Source organism: Bradyrhizobium sp. USDA 4538 (genome assembly GCF_024171045.1).
GTDB classification, from domain to species: Bacteria; Pseudomonadota; Alphaproteobacteria; order Rhizobiales; family Xanthobacteraceae; genus Bradyrhizobium; species Bradyrhizobium australafricanum.
In genome coordinates this window covers 1,231,969-1,248,186 of the sequence record NZ_JALJZE010000001.1, presented here as the reverse complement: position 1 = coordinate 1,248,186, position 16,218 = coordinate 1,231,969, and the positions used below count along the sequence as shown (strand labels likewise).

The window sequence follows — 16,218 nt, the reverse complement described above, 5'->3', positions numbered from 1 at the left end:
ATTTTGGCAGGGAGTTCAAGCTTTGCCAGCGGAAAGCACAATGCTGGTTGCGGTCTTTCCCTGAGACCATTTCCTGCGCGCCTCTTCGGACTTCTCCAAAGCCATTTAGCGAACCGTCGATGCGCAGACGGAAAGGCGTGCGGGCGGCCGGGAGAGGCCGCCCGCGTTTGTTGAACTTGGCCATCTCGGGGGCTGCGTGAATGTATGAGAAGCCAAGTCCACGCGACACTCCTGGCAACTCGCGTGCCAGACGGTCCGACCTCAAAGAGGTGCGGGCTGTCGTGCTCAAGGAAAGCGCACCGACGGCGGTGCGCCGCTCGTGCGAGTTGCGTCACGAAAGAGGTTTTTCCAAGCCGTGCCTAAGCTTGGCAAAAACAGGCCATGTTAGTCATGTAACGACGACGAGGAGCAAAACGAGGCGCTTGTGCACCTCATGCGGTGTCGGCTTTCGAACGGGCGTGTCGTCAACCCGGCGTACACGTCTGCAGCGCTTGCGAGTAGCGCAGCGGGGACACGCACGTTCGCGACGCACGGTTCCACTCGGCGAGATACACCCCGAATATCCGTAGCTTAGAACCCTGTCACATTGCAGAATCATATTTCTTGTACTCGGTGGTCGTGCCTAAGACTTCCTCCCGCTCATTGAAGCCGGCGCATCGAACTCCAATTCCACGGGGCTTTCTAGGGACCATTGGTTGGGCGAGCCGAAGCTGACGTCGGAGAGAGCTTCCTTGGTGGATTAGCATCATGACCCCGCAAGCTAAACTGTGTGCTTTGTTGAGAGGTGTTCTGGATGATGCCGTCGCGATGGTGCCCGAAGCAAGGCGGACGTCATCGTTGAAGGCATGCATCGCCGAAAAAGTACTAACTCTAGCTGCACAAGGCAATTCGGATCCAATTGTGTTGACACGCCTGGCCGTGCGGAGCGTGCAGCAAGCCTGTCGAGGTTGCTACGGATGCGAAGGACAGCAACCCATCGGTCAGTGAAAGTTCGATCATGGCCCCCAACACGATCGCAAGTGCTTTCGCACCGCTTGAGCAACTTGCCAGCCAGTTGATTCCCCATATTCCGCGGGAGGACGATGCCTCGCACGACATTAGCCATACTCTACGAGTTTGGAAGAACGCGCGAACAATACAGGCGATCGAGGGCGGCGATCTCACGATCCTGGTTCCTAGCATCCTTCTTCACGACTGCGCAGCGGTTGAGAAGAATTCTCCCTTTCGTTTTCAAGCATCTCGGCACGCGGCCGATAAAGCGTCGAAGTTGCTGAGGGAACAAGGCTTCTCGGCAAGCGCTATCGAGTCCGTTGCGCATGCAATCGAGGCCCATAGCTTCTCCGCAAACGTGCCTCCTCGAACGTTAGAGGCAAAGATCGTTCAAGACGCCGATCGGTTAGACGCAATCGGAATGATTGGGGTGGCCCGATGCTTTCACCTTGCAGGTCGGCTAAGGCGGTCGCTTTATGACGTCGGCGATCCTCGCGCTCGAAATCGTCCGCATGACGACAGGAAATTTGCAGTCGATCATTTCGACACCAAATTGCTCAAGCTGGCGTCGGGATTCCAAACCGCGGCTGGAAGATCCCTGGCAAGACCCAGGCACGAGCGCTTGGTGCGCTATCTGGACGAATTGTTTGAGGAGATCTAGATCGGAAAAGTGTCGGTTTTCACAAGGTTGTCGTGCTGGTCTGATCAGAAGATCGTGCAACTCACCCGGTCTAGTGCCGGATCTGATCAGTTAGAGGCTCTACTGCGTGAATTCGGCTGGAGTGTTCTGACTGGCCAGAATTCCTTACGAGGAGAAAGACCAAGCGGTGCAGGCAGCGTTGGCGATTGTCTCAGCGTGCCGCCCCAGTACCTAGGCCAGCATTTTAGGGCACGTTACGTACAGGCTTCGAAGTCCCTCACGTACAGCTCTTTGGTGGTGAGCTCCATCGTCCCCGGGTCTCCGGCGACATCCCAACGCAGTATTTTGGTCACCACCACCTTCCGTTCGCATAATGCGTCAGATCGCATTCGACTATTCTCCCCACGTAAGCATGTGCCTCATATTTTGGGGGCATTGGGCGCGCCGCGCCTTCTTCGAGCGTTTCCTCCACCAACGGCCGCATCGAGCTCGGCGACGAGCGCGGGATCAGGCCCCAAATAGTTACGAGAAAGAATAGCCTCTCTCCGGTCCACGACAGCGGACAACACTGGGAAACCATCGCAGCATTGCTGCAGACAGCAACGACGTCGATCTGTTCGCATGGCTCGCCCCGCACTCGGCGGTTTGCTCCGCCGGGGCTCAGCAAAAGTTGTCGAGCTGATCGCTGCAAAAGGTCCCGCCAATCGCAAGCCCGAGCCTGACTGGACGAGACAGGGGACCCCCCGTTCAGACGCAATGATGACATGATGGCGGACATGTAGAGCGGTGGCAGGCACTTCCAAGGCATCGACCTTCAAGGAAAGTAGCAAAGGCGGATAACTTGTATCCCGATCTGGAGTTCGGCGAGGGCGCGACGTGAATCGAGCCAAATCCTCGCGGCAGAACGTCCTCACCCCTGACGTCGCACTGTGGACACTCTGAGCATAGCTTGCCGCCGCTCCCTGCAATCTTCTGCCAGCCTTCGCTTATCGCTCCGCGCGGATGTGCACGTTAGAAAAAATCACATGAGAAGAGTTCGGAAGAGGGTTGAAACGCACCTAACGTCAAGTTGTACGATCTGAAAATAGACGGCAAAGGTCGTCAACGTCCCGAACTCTCCAGCGAGTGACAGTATGCGAATGTCTCAAGCCTCACGCAGGATCCGGCGCGTCAGCAGCGGCACGCATAACGGGCGCCACGCGCGAATTGACATCCGCGTGCGATCGGTCCGACGTGCACTTTTATCTGAACTTCAACGTTCGCCTGGATGGCACAGGTCGGCCGTAAGCCGATCAGCCGACACGTCTAGCTTGCTAGGCAAGATGTTGAAGACGCTGGATCGTTGCATGCAGGACGGCTGGACAAGAGTTGCGCTTCGCGCCGCCTCGGTGCGCAAATGCGGCGGCAGAGCGAATTCCTAGGAAAACTGAATGATATCGATGGGGCCTTGGCGCCGTGCGGGCATCGCTGTGCATCTGCGGATTGATGTGCATGTCGTGATCGGCCGAATTTTCGATGAGTTGTCAAGCGAAGCGCGTCTGCGCCGATGGCGCTTCGCCCAATAGCAGATGACGCGAGGGGCTGCACGCAAGGTGACTCAAGTCGCGGCCCCCCTCCAGATTCGCGACGAAAACAACTTAAGGGGAATAGTGTGACAAGACAGCGCTCTCTGTTGACGCCTGGTCCGTTGTCGCTTTCGCTGGCGGTCAGGAGCCAGATGCAGCTCGATCTCGCATCGCGCGATTGCGAGTTCAAGGAAGTGACCGCCCGCATGAGGCGGCTGATGCTCAATCTGCTGGGAAAGGCCGGGGATTATTCCGTAGTCCCTATTCAGGGAGGCGGCTCCTTTGCAATGGAGGCTGCTCTGTCCTCGTTCGTGTCCAAGGGGGACAAGCCGCTCGTTTGCATAAACGGCATCTATGGCGAGCGCATCTTCAAGATCCTGCGGCTGTGGGGCGTCGACGCGCTGAAGCTTGTCAAACGAGCTACCGAGCCTTTGGACCCCCAAGAAGTTGCTGAGCATCTGAGGCGAAATCCCGGCATTACCCACCTATGTCTCGTGCATTGCGAGACGACGACCGGAATCGTCAATCCGCTGGACGCGATCGTCGAAGAGGCGAAGCGGCGTGGTATCAAGACGATCGTCGATGGCATGAGCTCCTTTGGCGCGATTGATATTGACCTGAGCTGTGGTGGGATAGACGTCCTGGTGACGTCGAGCAACAAGTGCATTGAAGGGCCGCCAGGGGTCGCTTTTGTCATCGCGTCTCGCGAGCTGCTAAAAAACGCAGTCCAAGAACCGAGGTCGTTTGTGCTCGACGTGAGAGACCAATGGCTCTCGCTCGAGCGCTCCGGTGAGTGGCGATCGACCCCGCCCACCCACATCGTTCAGGCAACGACGAGGGCCTTGGAGATTCTGGAGGGGGAGGGCATCGATGCCCGGCGCCGCAGGTATGAGAAGGTTAGAGACGATCTCGTCCAAGAACTCGAAGGGGTAGTGTCTCCCCTGCTGTCTGCCGACTTGCAGTCGCCGGTCTGCGTCGCCTTCAGTGCGCCATCCGGCATCGCCGATCAGGAAGGATTTGACGGGCTATATCGCCATTTGGCGGCCCACAACCTTTATATCTACTCGAAGTTGCACCTCGCGACGCGGAGTTTTCGGGTCGGTTGCATTGGCGAGATCCGACCCAGTTGGATCGAGCAATTGGGGTGCGCCTTTCGTACATACTTTCGGTCCGGTCCGGTTCCTTGCGCGGGGGCGGCGTCGGCCCGGGAGGCTTGCGAGCGTCGCATCGAGACGTCATCGCCGCTCGCAAGGACCTCGCAGCTCCCGTTCTCTGTCGAAACTGCTGTTCTGCACGCGGGCTACCGACGTGATCCGGTGACCAAAGCTGTCGCAGTGCCGATCTATCAGAACACGGCCTATGAACTCGATGGCGATCTGAATCACATTGCGGATGTCTACAACGTCAAGGCGGATGGGTTCACCTATACGAGGATCATCAATCCGACGACCCGCGCGCTGGAAAGAAGGTATGCCGCGGTCGACATGGGTCGCGACTCGCTCGCGGTCGCATCGGGTCAAGCGGCGACGTTCCTTGCCATCGTCAACCTGTCAAGCGGAGAAGTGGGGGACAACGTCGTCGCCTCACCGTACCTCTATGGCAATACCTGGAACCTGCTCCACAACACGTTAAAGCGTCTTGGTATCGCCGTCAGGACGGCGGATCCTCGCAGGCCGGAGACTTTCGAACGTGCCATCGATGACCGCACGATATGCCTCTTCGGAGAGGTGATCTCAAACCCGTGTCTGATTCCGCTTCCGGTCAAACAGCTGGCTGAGATCGGCCGAAAGCACGGCGTCCCCTTGGTTGTGGATAATACGACGACCCCGCTGGTATGTCGGCCGTCAGATCTCGGTGCGGCGATTACGACCTACTCCGCCACGAAATATATCTGCGGCCACGGCACGACGCTGGGCGGTCTGATCGTTGACAACGGCAAGTTCAGCTACCGGGGAGCCTCTCGCTTTCCATTATTCAACAGTCCTGACGAAGCGCATGGCGGGATCATCTGGCGCAACGCGTTGCAAGACGTCGACGATCTCGGAAAAAGCGAGGTTCTTCTGAAGGCACGCATGACCTGGTTGCGCGACACTGGCGCGGCCATTGCCCCCTTTGCGAGCTTTCAGCTGATCCAAGGCCTTGAAACGCTGCCCCTTCGCATGAAGCAGCACTGCGCAAACGCCAGGATAGTGGCCGACGTTCTTAAGGCGCATCCGAAAGTACGTCGTGTCTTCTACCCGGGGCTGTTCGAAGGAGCCGACCGGGAAACCGTCGACCAGACGCTCAATCCCGCATACGGACACGGCGCGATGGTCATGTTCGAGGTGGAGGACGAACAGGCCGGGCGCAAGTTCATCCAGAACGTCGACCTGATGTATCACGTTTCGAATGTGGGAGATGCCCGGACGCTCGTGACGCATCCTGTTTCGACAACCCATACCACCGTTCCGCGGGAGAAGCGCGAAGCCGCCGGCATATTTGGCGGTTCGATCCGGCTTTGCGTCGGCATCGAAGACGTCAACGACATCGTGCGCGATCTGGACAGGGCGCTTTCCGCAATCTGACAACTTGTAAGGCGATCAGGAAGAGGTTCTCATGAATCAGACAGACGCTTGGAAACTGAGGTCGTCCCGTTATGAAGCGGTTCAGTTCAGCCGCGAGATCAACAAGCAACTCTCAGAACTGAGGCCCGACAATGTAACGGGAGTGGCCTATATCGCCAAAGATTACGCTGTAATTGCCGCTTGCACGCTCGCGACGGTCTGCGTCTCTTGGTGGCTCTACCCGGTGGCCGTTCTTCTGATCGGCGCCTACCAACGAGGTCTGACGACGATCGCTCATGATGCGGCTCACCGTACGCTCGCGAAGAACACGACGTGGAACTACGTCCTCGGCATTCTGTTCGCCGCCTATCCCCTGTTCCAGCGCCACTGGGCCTACCGGATCTCGCATGTCTATCTGCATCATCCGTATCTCGGCGACCCGGAGAAGGATCCCGACCTGAAATTCTTCATGGCCAATGGTGTCTACGACGTCCAGCCTCCCGAGCGGTACGCCTTCAATATCATCTGGAAGCCGATATTCGGTGGGGCGACACTGGCCTATCTGAAGTATCTCTGGACCAATCGGTTTTCGATCACGGATGCCGAGGACCAGAGCCGCTCAGGCATCCTTGTCGACAAGTATGGCTTCTATCTCTTCTGGATCAGCATCCTGGGCGGGTCATATGCGCTTGGGCTGATCCACATCGTGATCCTGTTTTGGATCGTGCCCTATCTCACCACGTTTCAGGTTCTCGGGTGGTTTGTCGAACTCGCCGAGCACTCGCCGATGTGCGAGACCGAAACGAAGAACGTCTATCTGACCAGGAACCGGAAAGGGAATTTCCTCGAGCGCGCCATCCTTGGACAGAATCTGGATGAGTACCACCTCGAGCATCACCTGTCGCCGGGCATCCCGTTCTGGCTTTTGCACAAAGCCCAGAAGATCCGGATGCAGGATCCGGGTTACGCAAAGGTTGCCGCGAGCTGGGGAGGGCTCTTCGTCAAGGGGCCGCAAGGTCAACCCAGTGTTATGACTCAGTTGAAGGAGCGAAATCGACGCTTGTATGAGCAGTCGGTGGCCGATGGCCATGCAAAGGGGCAGGTGGCGTGACATTGCAACGGTCAGACGAAGCCCGCGCCGTGGTCGGCGTCACCTCGAACCGACTTTTGGTCGATGGCGTGCATCGCGACTGGCTACGACGCAAATACGTCAAGGCTCTCCTTCATCATGCGGGCGTGGCCTGCGTCATATTGCCGACGATCGACGCTGAAGATGCGGGGGGCGAGGCCGCCCGGGCGATCATGGACGCGCTCGACGGCCTCGTCTTGACAGGAGATGAATCGAATCTAGACCCAGCCGTCTTGAAAGCGCCTGCATCCCATCCAGGAGCCGATCAGCAGGATGTTGAGCATGGTATCCGCGACCGCCCACGGGACAGGCTGTCTGCGGTAGCCATCGATAGGGCCATCGCGCTCGGAATGCCGATCCTGGGCATCTGCCGGGGGCTTCAGGAGCTCAACGTCTATTTCGGCGGCACACTCCATCCATCGCTTGCGGAGTGGAGGCTGGGAAGTGCCCTGATGCATGCCGAGAAACCGGATCGTCCAAGAGACCGCCAGTACGATGCCGCGCACAGCGTGAGGATATGCTCCGATGGTGCGCTTTTTCCGATCGCGGGCGCAGCGGAAGCGCAAGTGAACTCCCTGCATAATCAAGGCATAGAGGCGCTTGCCAGCGCGCTGAAGCCGGAGGCATGGGCGCCTGACGGTCTGGTCGAAGCCGCTTCCGTCGTTGGCGCGCCGACGCTGCAAATCGGCGTGCAATGGCACCCCGAATGGCACGTCTCAACCGATCCCCTGAGCGGGCGGCTGTTCACGGCATTTGGAGAAGCGTGCGTTGCGTATTGCCACGCCAAGAAACACTAGAGGCTGATTGTGACGTTTCAATCCAAGCGCGGTCCGCCCAGGTCGAAGGACGAGTCTCTGGGAGCCGATGCACAAGCATGGTTCGGGGGGCGCGCTGCGCCGCGCCACCGGCAGGGGAAGGGCGGGCGATTGACAGGACGCTTCGCTCTGGGAGTTCTCTTTGTGGCGCTTTATGTCGTCCTGAGCGCGGCAGGCGAGGTTTATGCGGCATCGTATTTTCAGCAGGCAGATGTGTTCGTCGCTCTCCTTGTGTCCTTTGCCGCGGTGTGCCTGACATTCAATCTCCTGGCAGGTCACGAGGGAACAACGGCACCGGTCGCCAGGTCGGCACTCCTGGTTTTTGTCTCGCTCAATATCGTGACCGCGATCAGCTGGATCGGGTTGTTTATCGCCCTGAAATACGCCGAGCCTGCGATCGTCGTCGCCTTCATGGTGGCGTTAGGACCCGCCGCAACGGTGTGGTTGAACGCGCTGATCAGGCGGCAGGGCGCCCCTCCGGCATCCGATATCGTCGTGAGCGTCACGATCGCGGCGATCGGTGGTTATATGATTTGGATCTCAGCAACCGGCAACGCTGGGGTGGCATGGGGAGCTCGATCGTCCTTCGGTATCATCTTGGCGATCGTGGCCGGCCTGTCGCTCGCCCTGACGAACATACTCGTCAAGCTTTTGTTCGACCGCGGATTTTCCGGTCGACAAGTGTTGGCGCATCGGTTTTACGGCACGATCCTTTTGCTGCTGGGACTGGTCGACCATTCCTCCATCGCGCTCGAGATCTCGCAGCATTGGCTTGCGATCGCAACGATTGGGCTATCCACGATCATTATTCCTTTGCTCCTGATCCAGGAGGGCATTCGCCGCGTGGAGCCCTTCACGGTCAACATGGTCCTGTCCACCGCTCCTGTTGTCACGTTCCTGTTTCAGTACTTCGATTCCCGCATCGTGCCGTCGCTACATACGTTCGTTGGAAATGTTCTCATTACGGCTGTCGCCGTTGGCAACGTCTGCCTGCAGTACCGGAGGTCCGCATGAACGAACGGAAGTGTGTAATCGTCGACGCATATTCGACTGGCCGATTTCTGCCGGAAGAATTCAAGCAGTATGGAATTGGAACAGTGCATGTGATGTCGGCTGCACAGATTCCAGGCATCTTCCAATCCCATTTCAATGTGGATCTGTATGATGAAGTCATTTGTCCGCCCCAGCACATGGGGTACGAGGAGATCGTCGAATATCACCTTAAGGCTCTCCATGGCAGGGAGCTGGAGTTCGTCATAGCGGGGTGCGAGACCGGAGTTGAGTTGGCCGATTCCATCTCGGAGCGGCTGGGCCTACCCTCAAATGGGACCGCCTTGTCAGCCGCGCGGCGCGACAAATCGCGCCTTTGCGAAGCGTTGGCCTCGGCAGGTGTGCGATCGATCAGGCAAGTGGTGTCCGACAATGCTGGAGAGATCGCAAGCTGGAAGCGTGCGGAGAATTTCAATGAGATTGTGATCAAGCCACTGAACAGCACAGGCACCGAGGACGTGTTCTTCTGCTCGACGGATACTGATGTTCAGCGCGCTGTAACTGCCATCGTCGGCAAGACGAACCGGGTCGGAGCGTTCAATAAACTGGCGCTTGCGCAGGAAAAGATAAACGGCCAGCAATATACCGTAAATGCCGTCTCGATCGACGGAGATGCCTTCGTCACGGAGGCCTGGACCTATGACACCGTCCCTATCGAGGGAGCATCGTCGGTCTGTTCGCTCGAGCGGTTGCTGGGTGGTAAGGAGCCAATCGTTCAGGAGCTGTCGGACTATCTTGTTCGTGCGTTGCGGGCGCTTCGGATTGCCGACGGGCCCGCTCATGCCGAGATCATAGTCGATGTTCGGGGACCGGTTTTGGTCGACTTCGGAGCGAGGCTGCAAGGAACCATGTCGGCGAAAGCTCGGACGATGGCTTTGGGCCATAACCATTTGACGCTCACGGCTTGGCGCTACGCAGATCCCAAAGGATTTGCTGAGTATATGAGGCGACGCGGGGTCTACAAGCGGCAGGCTCATGCACTGTGTGTCTCGCTGATTTCCGACATGGGCGGCGTTGTGACCGGTTATTCCGGACTCGATGAAATCCGAAAGCTCCCGAGCTTCGCGGATGCCATTGCATTCGTTCCGATAGGTCAAGAACTGGTTCCGACAATCGACTTGGCGTCGACGCCAGGCATTGTGTACCTTGTGAACAACGACTTGATCCAGCTCGAAGATGACTATCGCCAATTGCGCGCGATGCGGATGAACCAGGTGTTCGATTTGGTGGCGCAGGAAGTAAACCAATGACCGACAGCCGGGTAAGTTGCGCGAACTCAGCCGGCGCGGCGATGATCGGCGTGAGTGACTTCGATGGCATTCTTCGAGGCAAACACGTTCTCCGAGAAAATCTCTCGGGTGGGGACAAGGTCATCAAGTTCTCCGAAGCGGTGCTTGCTTGGGATTGTTCCGACCGGGTCATTCCGGTGAATTTCACGCAAAAGCCGCTGTCGACATTCGGAGACGCCGATCTGCGTATTCTCTCAAGTACCGGCCGTTCAGTATCCTATGTCGGCGATCACTATCTCTACCTCGCCGAGTTTATGGGCGCGCATGAGACCGTCTGTCCGCGCGGCATTCTGCGTAGGGTCCTGCGTAGGTCTGCTCACCACGGGTACGACTGCACTGCCGGGTTCGAGTTTGAGTTTATGCTGTTCAAGGAGAACGCTGATGCGATCGAGGACAAGCCGTTTGACAAATGGGCTCCGTTCACGCGGGGCCCGTTCGGCTACTCGATTGCGCGTTCTCTCGCGCACCAGGATCTGTTCGGCGAGATCCTGTCGCTTTGTGAGAAGTCCAGAATACCTCTCAGCGGGCTGCACTTTGAGACAGGACCTGGCGTGGTCGAAGCGTCACTTCATCATTGTGATGCCCTGGAAGCTGCCGATCGAGCAATCATATTCAAGTCGATGATAAAGGCCTGGGCGCAAACCCGAGGCATGATGGCTACATTCATGGCCAAGGTCTCCGAGAAATGGCCCGGACAGTCCGGCCATATTCACATCTCGGTGTCCTCCGATGGACAGAACGCTTTTTACGATGGTGACGCGTCTCGCAACGTCTCGAAGCTCATGACGCAATTCATCGCGGGACAACTGAAATACATGAATGATTTCTGTGTGCTCGCTGTGCCGAACGTCAATAGCTATAAGAGATTGGTACCTGGCTGCTGGGCACCAATTTGCCCGAGCTGGGGAGTTGACAATCGCTCCTGCGCGGTACGGGTCATCCCGGGAGGGCCGTCTGCACATCGCCTCGAATACAGGCTGCCTGGGGCAGACGTGAACCCATACCTCGCTCTCGCATCCGCCATCGGCTCGGGCATGTTGGGTATCGAGACAAATGCGGCGCTCCCGGCTTCGACCGTCGGCGATGCAGGCGCGGAGATCTGCCTTCCATCCGGGAGACTTCCTCAAAGTCTGTCAGAGGCAACATACCGATTTGCACAATCTCCGGCAGCCATTGATGTCTTCGGAGAAAGGTTTGTTGAAGCCTTTTCTTGCTCCCGCCGTTGGGAATGGGAAGCCGTTCAACATCGGGTCACCGACTTTGAACGTCGGCGGTACTTTGAGATCATTTAGCTTGAGCCTCATAGCAGGCGCTGCGGCAACCATCTGATTGATAATTCGCGCCACTGGTCGGTTTGGTGGCCAACTATTTTACTCACCTCTCGTTCGACGCAGAACATCGAGGATGCTTCCGAGGGAGGTGGTGGACACGCGGCGCCTCTTTTCGCCAGGAAAGACAGCGCCGCGAGAGTCTAGCAGCCAGGTCCGGCAACAACGGCTTCGGCATATCCGGCGCCGATCATCAGAGCACCATGATGATAATCAGCTCGTCGACATGCCGACGATTGGATGCCGGTATCATCATCACCAGCAGCACGATCAGCACCAGCTTGAGCATTGCGATTGGCGACGCCGGCGGCCCAGCGGAGGCTGGCGTCCAAGAGCCGTCAAACCCGCTGGCGATCGCCGCAAAATCGCTTGCGTGCGCCGCGGCGGGCAACGATGCGGGCACCGTTTCCAGCGTGACCGGCGTTGCGGGAGTGGCGCTCCGAGATCCGCTTTAGCCTCCGCTTCCTGGCCGTTATCTGCGGCGCAGGGCTCTTCCTCGAGGGCTCGCCGGATGCACGACCACACTCGCAGTCCGGATGGTAGACGCCTCGAATTCGCCTTCAACTGCCAACCGCTACGGGATCTGGCGTGCGCTATGCGGAGCGCTCCGCGCCAGCTCCCGTTGCCATCCATCGCCCAACCGGGCAAATCCAAAGTCAGGGGCGAACTCAGGACTGGATATAACTTCAAAGCTGCGAGCATTCGCCCGAACCCACCGTTGTTGGGACTCGCCGATGAGAAGTCCGATTTCGATCCGGTAAGGTTGGGATCGCGGCAGGCGGCGGTCGGCCGCATCCGAAGGTCCGCGGCTGTCGGAGAGCTTCACCTGTTCCAGCGGTCGTCCAACTGGGGGCGCCCTATCCAGGCCCTGTTAAGGCACCGCGTTGTCCAGCCCAGCTGCCGCCTTCCGTGCAGTCGCGCTTGAGCTTCCTGGTAAGGGCCGACGTAGCGAAGCAGGATCGGTATTTTGGGATAGATGCGTCGTATCCGCGCGACGGCACGCTCTGCGGCCCTCCTGTCGCGTTCGTCCAAGTCAAATCCGAAGCCGGTGCGCAATCGGTCCGGCAGCAGCTCCGCACTGAGGGTTTGGTACCAGCGCGGCGGACGCAACCATGGTCGTGAACCGGTGAATATCTGTCGGGCCGCCTCGCGCGCGGCGGTGCTGACCGACAATGTGTCCGATTGCATCATCCCCGCTGTGTAGGCCGCAAATGCATCCCAATCCGCCGGTAAGTCGCTCGACGTCAGCCCGAACAACGCCCCAAACAGTCGGCTTTCGGCCCAATAGCGCTCGCGCTCTTCGACGGAGAATGGCGGCAGGATCAGGTCGTGGACGGTCAGAGCGGTGTCGACGAGCGTCGCGTGAACCCAGCGCAACGCTGCGACCTCGTTGGCGCGGTAGGGCGAGCCGCTCTCGAACCGACCGATTGCTTCGGGCAGACGGCCGACGATCATGGTATGGCGATGGTGCAGGTGCCGGGCAGCGGTAAGGGCCGCGTCGAGCGAGCCGAACACCATCGTAAACACCACATTAAAAGTTCGATGGAAGCGACCGATCGGATCCGCAAAGCTCCGCGAGTGCTCGAGGACGGCCGCGGCGACCCAGGGATGCGCCAGCTGAAGCAGCAAGGCGCGACCGGCGCCCAAAAAGGTGATGGCTTCCCGGTCGATCCGCCACGTCATCGAGCCGGGCCCAAAAATGCCCTCGACTGGTCCCGCGGCCCGAGCCCGGACGAAGTCAAGAGCAAGTTCGATGTCGCTTTCGGAGACCAGATGCGCACCTTGGGAAGCAGACGAGGGGTAATTTCACTGATCTGTGCAGTCTATCGCGATTCAGCAAACCAAGGCTCTCTCAACTTGTTGCATGATGTCCACCTGCGCGGAATACCGCCGCCGGGCATTTGGTCGTACCCCATGCGGGTAAGACTGAGCCGGTCGCCGCCGCCGTTTGTTGAAGACGTATTATGCGCCTTTGCGGGCTCATCTAAGCCCATCACATTTCAGAAGCGTCGCCGTCAAACCCGTCTTTGTCGTAGGTGAGCGCCGAATCCGCAAACCAACTTGGCCTGTTCGCGCGGGGCGACCTAAGCGAGCGCGACTGGTTGGCTTATAAGAACCGCGATGGGGGGCTTCAAGGTCTGTCCACGATCATGACAATGATCTCCGCGGTGCGCACGGCCGATCTCGCAAGACCTTCGGCTGAGGCAAATACGCGCGGGCGGCTTGGGGGGACCACCCGCGCTAGTCTGGGTGGAGGCTTAGCCCTCTCTTGGGGGCGCGAATGTATGAGGAGCCAAGCCCAGACGTCTCCCAGCAACTCGCGTGCCAGACAGTCAGCTGCGGAGCCTCTTCACAGGTAGACCATGAGCTCAAGAAGCGCGGCGCCCGGGACGACACCACGGAAAAGCGTGCAGCGGCTCGGCAGAAGCCGCCCGCACTTGCGCTACGAAGCGGCTTGAGGGCCGTCATTGAGCAACCAAGCCATGCGCGGCTCAGCAATCAGCGTGCCAAACAAAATAGAACGATGGAAAAGACGTGCTCCCTTTTCAGGCCACGTCAGCTACCTGCCTGGGCGCTTCCGGACATGCATGTCAGTAACCCGACGCGGTCGTACGAGATCGCAAGGTATCGGTCCCCATGCAAGAAGCCAGTGATCAAGATCTGGCAGTCCCAATCGACGTGCGTGCCCCGTCATTTGCAACGTCGATAGCCGGCCTAGATGTGAGCTGAACCTCCGGCCGCGGCGCGCGACCGAAGGTTTGTCCGGACCGGGCTTCGCGTCAGTGCCGCTTGTCACTTATTGGCGTATTGCTGGTCGGGAATTCATCAAGTGTCTCCTTGTCCTGCGGTTGCCGCCGGGGTTTCTTTGCGCCCTTGATCGACTTCCTACCCAGTTTTGCGCCCGGTGTCCTGAGCTTTGGCGACGAGTCCTCATCGTCGCTCATGCCGCTCTGAATGCTCGTAGTTTGCACGCCTTTGCGAGCCTTGGCATCAGCGGCAAGACTCTGCGCAATGACGGGGTATGCAAGGAGAGCCGAAAGGCCGCATGCGATTACGGTTGTCTTCACTAGGTTCATACATGTCTCCTGTATTGATTTGCTTGTGACAGAACGATGATTGGCGCCGCGCCGCCCGCTTGCGCCGTTCGCGACTCTGAGAGTACGAACGGTGCTGCTTCAGTATCTCTCGTATGTGGTCATCGTTTAGGAGATTTCGGGTAAATTCGCGAAGTGACCATCTCATGTGTGGCGGTACAATACATCCGTATCGACGCGTGACCTTGCGGTACTCTGCTCACGATGAGGGGAAGTCTTGCGCGGCTGATGGATGTGACCTGCCCGACCCGTCAGCAGACGTCAACTCTGCCATCTCGAGGCTAGGTGTTTAGCTGGAGACAGCAGCAAGATTCGCGACCTCGCAGTTGTTTTACCGCGCTCGAATTATGTTGCCTCATGCGAGGAAAGTCTTTGGCTAATTTGCAGATCGTCGCCGTGACTTAATGCAGATCCAAGAAGGGCCTGTCTTAACCGTGCATCCGTTGAGGAGCATTCACGATCGCACAAGTATTCGATGACTCCATTTCGTGCTACATCCGTCTCCAAAATTTGCTGAAAGGTGACCGACAGTTTCAAGTCTACGCCCTGACGCAACGTGAGGTTCAAGCGATTTCTGCAGTTTTGATTGCCAGACCTAATTCCGTGTCTGCGGCCGCTTTTTCAGCATCGTTCCGCAATCATCTTCGCGCACCACGTGGGACAGGCGAGTGTCACGATCACTTTTGAGGAAATCGGGTTCACTGATTGCAGAGATTGCGGATAACTTCGCGGATCAGCGGATCGTCCTCGACGAGAGGTACGCTCCTTGGCGCCTCACTTGGGATAACGTCGCAACGCATGTTGAACGGTCTAATTGCGGCGTCGTTCCTGACGCGGGAGCGGCACCGGCCATTCGTCACTGGAGGGTTCGACCGGTCTTATGCCGAGGGATTCATCAGGCGTCGCGCGGAGTCTACGACGCGGCGATTGCCGCGCCATTGATGAGCGGCGTTCGAGTCCTGGGACGGGGGGCGCTGCACTAGAGTGTCGCGAAAGAGATGGAAGTCGCAGACTGGTCGCCGCGACCGAAGCCCGGCACCGTGCTCGCGTTCCTGCTGATCGAATGGCCGCTTCGCTTCGCCTCTCGCCTCGCCGGCAGATCTCGGCGGAGGCGCCGGCGAGCGGATCTTAGGCGAACCCGAAGAAGCGAACGCTCCTGGGATCAGCGGCAAGGAAACCCGCAAGGCTGCGCAGGAGCTCGAAGGAGTAGCGACGGTGAGAGACCGAGCGGCACCGGGCAAACGAGGTGTGCGCCGAGGTGCGTGAGAGGTGGGAGAGGGCCGCGAAGGCGCAGGCGGAAATGGACAGGACCCGACGGGATCACGAGGAGAAGGCGGGTGCACTCGAGGCCGAAGACAAGCGCTGGGAGAAAGCAGGGAAGACCTCAAGTCGGCTCTTCGCCGCGCAGGGGGACCATCGGGCCCGCGGGAGAAGTTCACTCCGCTTTTGGTATGCGTCACTTGCCGCACTTTGTGCAGCAGCCCGGAAAAGCTTGCGGATGCGGCCTTCTCAGGCTTCCGCCGAAGCCGGAGAAAAGCGGCGAAGGCGCGCTGTAGGTCGTTTGTTCCTATTGGCGTAGAATTCCCGCTCGCAAAATTCGCCGTTAGGCTTCGCCGTTTGGAAGTCTGGATTTGACAGAGGACCTTGGCGGCGCGTGGAGCGTTGGGAAAGGTACTGACCTTTCCGATCTTTGCGACATGTTCCAGATAGCTAGATTTTCGCCAAGGCGCCTGGGCCACAGGCCAAGCGTTTCAGTTACTGTCCGACCGACTAA

10 protein-coding genes and 1 pseudogene are annotated in these 16,218 nt (G+C 58.7%); 8 read left to right on the top strand and 3 right to left on the bottom strand.

Annotation, left to right across the window (positions count from 1 at the left end; translation table 11 throughout):
* Window positions 1–997 precede the first annotated feature (997 nt).
* The 8 genes and pseudogenes from J2R78_RS05455 (at window position 998) to J2R78_RS05425 (ending at window position 11,313) form a co-directional block, all read left to right on the top strand.
* On the top strand, window positions 998–1,651 hold the full coding sequence (locus tag J2R78_RS05455) for an HD domain-containing protein (RefSeq protein ID WP_253587719.1): 654 nt from the start codon (window positions 998–1,000) through the stop codon (window positions 1,649–1,651).
* A 418-nt stretch (window positions 1,652–2,069) separates the two neighbouring features.
* Window positions 2,070–2,232: pseudogene (locus tag J2R78_RS45095) on the top strand (IS66 family transposase); the annotation flags it as partial.
* 1,115 nt (window positions 2,233–3,347) lie between these two features.
* A complete protein-coding gene (locus J2R78_RS05450) occupies window positions 3,348–5,759 on the top strand; it encodes a 2-aminoethylphosphonate--pyruvate transaminase (protein WP_253603358.1) in 2,412 nt (803 codons plus the stop codon).
* 31 nt (window positions 5,760–5,790) lie between these two features.
* The gene (gene rtxC / locus J2R78_RS05445) at window positions 5,791–6,849 is read left to right on the top strand and encodes a dhydrorhizobitoxine desaturase (RefSeq protein ID WP_253603356.1); all 1,059 of its coding nucleotides are present in this window, start codon (window positions 5,791–5,793) and stop codon (window positions 6,847–6,849) included.
* Complete coding sequence (locus J2R78_RS05440; RefSeq protein WP_057018771.1) at window positions 6,846–7,664, top strand: gamma-glutamyl-gamma-aminobutyrate hydrolase family protein; 819 nt, start codon at window positions 6,846–6,848, stop codon at window positions 7,662–7,664. The genes rtxC and J2R78_RS05440 overlap by 4 nt, the downstream gene beginning before the upstream one ends.
* A 162-nt stretch (window positions 7,665–7,826) precedes the next feature.
* A complete protein-coding gene (locus J2R78_RS05435) occupies window positions 7,827–8,696 on the top strand; it encodes an EamA family transporter (protein ID WP_253587717.1) in 870 nt (289 codons plus the stop codon).
* A complete protein-coding gene (locus J2R78_RS05430; protein ID WP_253603354.1) occupies window positions 8,693–9,982 on the top strand; it encodes an ATP-grasp domain-containing protein in 1,290 nt (429 codons plus the stop codon). The genes J2R78_RS05435 and J2R78_RS05430 overlap by 4 nt, the downstream gene beginning before the upstream one ends.
* Complete coding sequence (locus J2R78_RS05425) at window positions 9,979–11,313, top strand: glutamine synthetase family protein (protein ID WP_253603352.1); 1,335 nt, start codon at window positions 9,979–9,981, stop codon at window positions 11,311–11,313. Before J2R78_RS05430 ends, J2R78_RS05425 begins: the two co-directional genes overlap by 4 nt.
* Window positions 11,314–11,542: 229 nt before the next feature.
* Here the strand turns inward: J2R78_RS05425 and J2R78_RS05420 are convergent, their stop codons facing one another.
* The 3 genes from J2R78_RS05420 to J2R78_RS05410 all read right to left on the bottom strand — a co-directional run bounded on the left by J2R78_RS05420 (window position 11,543) and on the right by J2R78_RS05410 (window position 14,426).
* The gene (locus tag J2R78_RS05420; protein ID WP_141713267.1) at window positions 11,543–11,740 is read right to left on the bottom strand and encodes a hypothetical protein; all 198 of its coding nucleotides are present in this window, start codon (window positions 11,738–11,740) and stop codon (window positions 11,543–11,545) included.
* Between the two features lie 431 nt (window positions 11,741–12,171).
* A complete protein-coding gene (locus tag J2R78_RS05415) occupies window positions 12,172–13,122 on the bottom strand; it encodes an oxygenase MpaB family protein (protein WP_069276014.1) in 951 nt (316 codons plus the stop codon).
* Window positions 13,123–14,129: 1,007 nt separating this feature from the next.
* Window positions 14,130–14,426 carry a hypothetical protein gene (locus J2R78_RS05410; protein ID WP_069276013.1) on the bottom strand — a complete coding sequence of 99 codons (297 nt, stop codon included), beginning with the start codon at window positions 14,424–14,426 and terminating at the stop codon, window positions 14,130–14,132.
* Window positions 14,427–16,218: the final 1,792 nt, after the last annotated feature.

Coding starts and splice junctions, on each gene's coding strand:
- J2R78_RS05455 (WP_253587719.1), top strand. CDS start 998: ATGGCCCCCAACACGATCGCAAGTGCTTTCGCACCGCTTGAGCAACTT.
- J2R78_RS05450 (WP_253603358.1), top strand. CDS start 3,348: ATGCAGCTCGATCTCGCATCGCGCGATTGCGAGTTCAAGGAAGTGACC.
- rtxC (WP_253603356.1), top strand. CDS start 5,791: ATGAATCAGACAGACGCTTGGAAACTGAGGTCGTCCCGTTATGAAGCG.
- J2R78_RS05430 (WP_253603354.1), top strand. CDS start 8,693: ATGAACGAACGGAAGTGTGTAATCGTCGACGCATATTCGACTGGCCGA.
- J2R78_RS05425 (WP_253603352.1), top strand. CDS start 9,979: ATGACCGACAGCCGGGTAAGTTGCGCGAACTCAGCCGGCGCGGCGATG.
- J2R78_RS05410 (WP_069276013.1), bottom strand. CDS start 14,426: ATGAACCTAGTGAAGACAACCGTAATCGCATGCGGCCTTTCGGCTCTC.